This window comes from Nitrospira sp. BLG_2 (assembly GCF_049222245.1).
In genome coordinates this window covers 1-4,837 of sequence record NZ_JBLYIG010000065.1, presented here as the reverse complement: position 1 = coordinate 4,837, position 4,837 = coordinate 1, and the positions used below count along the sequence as shown (strand labels likewise).

Sequence of the window (4,837 nt, the reverse complement as noted above, 5' to 3'; positions counted from 1 at the left end):
CTCCCGCCAGTCGTCAGGCAAGGAAGGTCGGCGAAGCCGTCGGCACCTTCCTCGGACAAGCCATCGGCCGCGCTGAACGGATAGTCACCCGAGTGGTAAAGAAGAAATAGCCGCAAGCATGGCATCTTCAGGTCTGCCGAGATTCATATCCTAGTGCCAATTGAGACCCTTCTCTCTTGTGTTCCTCTTTGTAAAAGGAGGCCCCAAAGATGGCTCAACGACCTTTTCAAGCTGGAGCAGTCGTCAATCTGAGTGATGGAGAAAGCATCAAGGAAACTGTCCTCGTTACCGTCCCCCGAAAGAAGCGATTCCATACTCAATACCTGGGCATCAATGGTTTCGGGCACCCGAGCCAATCCCTTTTCTACGCCCTTCACGTGACGACACGTTCTCGGGTAGGGATCTATCCCATTGCGCCCTCCGGCATTTCCGAGATAGATGAACCCGAATTTCCGACGAGGTATTTCGGAAGCCAGGGAGTAATTCTTTATGCGGACGCCGGATCCAACCTCATCTTTTCAGTCGCACGCAAGAATACCACGGGCAACGTAAGGGTCATGATCGATATCTGCGGACTTCTCGTGGATGCTTGAGGAGAAGAAGCGAGCAGATTGCTGGCCGAAGTTTTCAATAAGGGACCGATAACTTCAACATTCTTCGTTGGCTACTGTATGAACATGAGCACTCCCCTCAATCCATCTTCCATTTTGCAAACCGCCTTCGGCTTTTGGGGATCCAAAGTCTTGCTCACGGCCGTCGAGGTCGGCTTGTTCACGAAACTCGCTGATCGGCGTCTCACGGGGACGGACCTGGGCAGGGAATTGCACTTTCACTCACGGGCCAATCCTGATTTCTTTGACGCGCTTGTGGCAATGAAGTTTCTCGACCGCGACGGCGACGGCTGGGAGGCCAAGTATTGAAACACGCCTGAAGGATCGATGTTCCTTGATGCGGCGAGCCCGCGGTACATCGGGGGAATTCTGGTCATGCTCAGCGCGCGGCTGTTCAAATTTTGGAACGATCTGCCCGAAGCGTTACGGACGGGACGACCGCAGAATGAAATCAAGCATGGGCGGAAGGGGATGTTTGAGGAACTCTATTCAGACCTGCCCGGACTGGAGCAATTCATGGGCGCGATGACCGGTCTCTCGCGCATCAACTTCGAGACATTCGCGGAAAAATTCGACTTTTCGAACTTCCGAACCCTTTGCGACGTCGGCGGTGCAACCGGACTGCTCAGCATTGAAGTTGCGAAGCGGCACCCTCATCTCACGTGCACCACCTTCGACCTGCCGGTCGTCGAACCGATCGCGAAGAAGCACATTGCCGCCGCCGGATTGGAAAATCGCGTACACACGGTAGCCGGCGACTTCTTCAAGGATCGGTTGCCGAAGGCCGATCTCATCACGATGGGCATGATCCTGCATGACTGGAATCTGGAGAAAAAGATTCACCTGATCCGATCAGCGTACGACGCGTTGCCAGCCGGAGGGGCACTGGTGGCTATCGAAGCGTTGATTGATGATGCCCGGCGCGAGAACGTGCAGGGGCTGCTGATGTCACTCAACATGCTCATCGAATTCGGCGATGCGTTCGATTACTCCGGTGCGGACTTCCGCCAATGGTGTGGAGAGGCCGGCTTCACGCGGTTTGACATCATTCATCTGGCCGGGCCGTCCAGCGCGGCAGTGGCCTACAAATAGCCGCCCATCGTCGCCGTCCTGATGGCTTCCCTCCCCATTCTCTTGACTCTCCTTCCCCTCCCTCGTACGCTGAGTGTCCTATGGGAACTTCTCATAAAAAAATCCTCGTCGTGGAAGATGACCAAGACATTCTGCAACTTGTGAAACTTTATTTGGAGAAAGAGGGGTTTCGACCTATCACAGCGATGAACGGACTCGACGCTCTGAAGAGAGTCAAAGAGGACAAACCAGATCTCGTCGTTCTCGATCTGATGTTGCCTGAAATGGATGGACTCGAAGTCTGCAAACGCATCCGCTCGGTTCCCGATACCGCTATGCTACCGATCCTCATGCTCACGGCGAAAGCTGAGGAATCGGACACGATTGTCGGTCTTGAGCTGGGCGCCGATGATTATGTGACCAAGCCGTTCAGCCCCAAGGCACTGGTCGCCCGCGTGAAGGCCCTGCTGCGTCGAGTCGAGCGACAGCCGGATGGTGGATCTGATCTGCACCGATATGGCACGCTCACAATGAATCTGGGCCGGCATGAGGTCAGACTCGGGCCACAAGAGGTGCCCTTGACGGCGAAGGAATTCAGTCTGCTTGAACACCTCCTTCGGCATCGCGGGCGTGTATTGACCCGGGAAGTTCTGCTTAATGCCGTGTGGGGTTACGATTACTACGGCACCACCAGAACAGTCGACGTACATATCCGTCGGCTGAAACAGAAGTTGCCGCTTCTTGAAGAGGCCATCGTGTCTGTGAAGTCATTGGGATATAAGCTTAAAGATTCCGACGTGTCAGGATGACATGGTCAGTTCGATGGAAAGTGGCGTTCGGTACTCTCGTGGCCGTTGCGTGTGGGCTGCTGATTGCCGGTGCGATGACGGTTCAGTCCCTCGAACAGCGGTACCTCACGCAATTCGGTGATGCACTGGAAGCCAAAGTCAAGCTTGTGGAATACGGCTTTCAACCGCTGTTTCTCTCATCTTCGCTTCCGACTTCTTCCTCCTTGCAAGAGACGGCGCGCAACCTTGGCAATCGAGCCTCTGCCCGTGTGACGCTGGTTGCCGCAGACGGAGCTGTGCTCGCGGATAGCGCCGTACGAGATGCCGACTTGTCCGCTGTTGAGAGTCACACGTCCAGGCCCGAAATCCAACAGGCCCTCTCCACAGGGCAGGGACGGGACATCCGCCCTAGCCACACGACCGGTGAACGAACCATGTACCGCGCCATTCTCATGCAGTTATCACCGGATGCATCGCCACTTGTGGTGCGCGTCGGTCTTCCGATGTTCGTCCTTGACCGTGAGATCGCCGACCTGCAGCAACGTCTCTTTCTCGCGCTCGGGATCGCCTTCCTCGTCGCCCTGACGCTGAGCGTCTGGTTGGCTCACAGCATTACCAAACCGCTTTCGGACATCGCATTGGCCGCCCGCCGATTCAGTTCCGACAAACAGATATTTCACGTCAGAACAACCGCACAAGATGAAGTCGGTCTCCTGGCCTCGACGCTCAATCACATGGCAGATCAGCTTCGCGCCAAGATCGATGAGCTCTCGGAAGACCGCGCTCAGCTGCTTGCCGTGCTGACTTCAATGGTCGAAGGCGTGATGGTGTTGGACTCTCGCGGCTATGTGTTGCAGGTCAATCCCGCGTTGGAACGCATGTTCGGCATCTCACGCGTAGAGGCACGGGGGCGACCTTGCGCAGAACTTTTTCGTCATCAACAGCTCAACGACCTGGTGACGGCCATTCTACGATCGCGCACCCATCATCAGGATGAAATTGTGCTGCCGCTGAGCGGGCGGTGCCTTCAGATCGAAGCTTCCCCGGCCGGGGGTGAACGGGAAAACGAGGCCAGTGTAGTTTTGGTGTTCCACGATATGACCGAGCTGCGACGCCTGGAGAAGATACGGAAAGACTTCGTGGCAAACGTCTCCCATGAACTTCGGACCCCGCTCACTTCGATCAAGGGCTACGTCGAAGCGCTGCTTGACGGCGCCAAGGACGATCCCTCCGCCTCCATGAAATTCTTAGAGATCATCCTCAAGCAGAGCGATCGTCTGAATCTCATCATTGAAGATTTGCTCGAGCTGTCGAAAATCGAATCAGGCGGGATCTCATTGAAGGAAGAACCGCTTGAACTGCGTTCCATCATTGACCGGACGCTATCGATCATTAAACCGATCGCGGGGAAAAATCGTCACCGGCTCGTCGCCACAATCGATCCATCGCTCCCTTCGATGGCGGGTGATGAAGGCCGACTCGTGCAAGTCTTGACTAATCTGCTCGATAACGCCGTCAAATATACGCCGGCGGGGGGAACCATTACGGTCGACGCCAAGCTCGCTCCTCTCATCGAGAGTGTGGAACCGCCGGCCAGAGCGATCGAGCTCAGCGTCGCCGATACCGGAATCGGGATTCCAGAAGAGGATCGGCCTCGGGTCTTCGAACGGTTTTACCGCGTCGACAAAGCCCGCTCACGAGAGCTGGGTGGGACGGGACTCGGACTGGCGATCGTGAAGCATATCGTTGAAGGACATGGCGGACAGGTGTGGGTCGAAGCAAATCATCCTCAGGGGAGTCGATTCGTGGTCCGCCTTCCGCTCAATACCCCTCGCCGACTCCATCACGTATCACGTGACTGAAGCAAGCAGCGCATAGACTCCCGCTCCCAACAGCGCGGCCCCGGGCAATGTAAACACCCAAGCCGAGAAGATTTTGTTCGTGACTCCCCATCGGACCGCGGACAGGCGCTTGGTCGATCCAACACCTAAGATCGCGGACGTGATGGTGTGGGTCGTGCTGACCGGCAGGCCGAAATGCGCGGTGAACAGCAACACCGAAGCCGCTGCCGTCTCAGCGCAAAATCCGTGAACCGGCTCAAGCTTCACCATCTTAATGCCGAGAGTCCGAATGATCCGCCACCCACCGACGATGGTTCCGAGCCCCATCGCCAGCGCGCAGGACACAATCACCCACGTCGGCACCTCGGTCGACGTCAGGTGGCCGGATGCCACTAAGGCAAGCGTGATGACTCCCATGACCTTCTGCGCGTCGTTCGCCCCATGGCTGAATGCCATGAAGCTGGCCGACACGATTTGGAGGCGGCTGAATACCTTGTTGGCCACGCCCCGATGAACTCGAAAAAAC

4 protein-coding genes and 1 pseudogene are annotated in these 4,837 nt (G+C 56.5%); 4 read left to right on the top strand and 1 reads right to left on the bottom strand.

Annotation, left to right across the window (positions count from 1 at the left end):
* The first annotated feature begins 209 nt into the window (after positions 1 to 209).
* The 4 genes and pseudogenes from ACOSYY_RS01790 to pnpS all read left to right on the top strand — a co-directional run bounded on the left by ACOSYY_RS01790 (position 210) and on the right by pnpS (position 4,332).
* The gene (locus tag ACOSYY_RS01790; RefSeq protein WP_421660553.1) at positions 210 to 593 is read left to right on the top strand and encodes a hypothetical protein; all 384 of its coding nucleotides are present in this window, start codon (positions 210 to 212) and stop codon (positions 591 to 593) included.
* A gap of 84 nt (positions 594 to 677) precedes the next feature.
* A pseudogene (locus ACOSYY_RS01780) lies at positions 678 to 1,703 on the top strand (methyltransferase).
* An 80-nt stretch (positions 1,704 to 1,783) separates the two neighbouring features.
* Positions 1,784 to 2,491 carry a response regulator transcription factor gene (locus tag ACOSYY_RS01775; RefSeq protein ID WP_421660550.1) on the top strand — a complete coding sequence of 236 codons (708 nt, stop codon included), beginning with the start codon at positions 1,784 to 1,786 and terminating at the stop codon, positions 2,489 to 2,491.
* A complete protein-coding gene (gene pnpS / locus ACOSYY_RS01770; RefSeq protein WP_421660549.1) occupies positions 2,488 to 4,332 on the top strand; it encodes a two-component system histidine kinase PnpS in 1,845 nt (614 codons plus the stop codon). Before ACOSYY_RS01775 ends, pnpS begins: the two co-directional genes overlap by 4 nt.
* Here the strand turns inward: pnpS and ACOSYY_RS01765 are convergent.
* Positions 4,321 to 4,837, bottom strand: a 517-nt coding sequence (locus ACOSYY_RS01765) for an inorganic phosphate transporter (RefSeq protein ID WP_421660548.1), incomplete at its 5' end; no start/stop codon positions are given. The two genes, pnpS and ACOSYY_RS01765, sit on opposite strands and share 12 nt — an antisense overlap.

Coding starts and splice junctions, on each gene's coding strand:
- ACOSYY_RS01790 (WP_421660553.1), top strand. CDS start 210: ATGGCTCAACGACCTTTTCAAGCTGGAGCAGTCGTCAATCTGAGTGAT.
- ACOSYY_RS01775 (WP_421660550.1), top strand. CDS start 1,784: ATGGGAACTTCTCATAAAAAAATCCTCGTCGTGGAAGATGACCAAGAC.
- pnpS (WP_421660549.1), top strand. CDS start 2,488: ATGACATGGTCAGTTCGATGGAAAGTGGCGTTCGGTACTCTCGTGGCC.